This window comes from Pseudomonas sp. DE0157 (genome assembly GCF_007678615.1).
Classification (GTDB): Bacteria; Pseudomonadota; Gammaproteobacteria; order Pseudomonadales; family Pseudomonadaceae; genus Aquipseudomonas; species Aquipseudomonas parafulva_B.
Map to the genome: position 1 here is coordinate 1 of NZ_VEJN01000070.1, position 209 is coordinate 209.

A 209-nucleotide genomic window follows, 5' to 3' on the forward strand; every position below is an offset into this window, starting at 1 on the left:
GTGACGGTGTAAGTGATCACGCCACCTTCGGTCACGCTTGGCGAAGCCGTCAGCGTGGCAGTGGTAGTGTCGATCGAGTCGTTGATCGTAGTTACCGCTGGCGTCGGATTAGGCGTCAGCTGTTCGAAATTACCGCCCGTGGCACTGTCGATGGTCACGCTAACGGTGGAACCGTTGTTGTAGACGTCGTTGGCCGGGGTCTGGAAATC

Annotated in this window: 1 protein-coding gene; it reads right to left on the reverse strand. The window is 57.9% G+C overall.

The genetic code is table 11. The annotated features are described in order from the left end of the window. Positions 1 to 209: immunoglobulin-like domain-containing protein (locus FS777_RS21350; RefSeq protein WP_145257624.1), on the reverse strand; the 209-nt coding region annotated here is incomplete at both ends.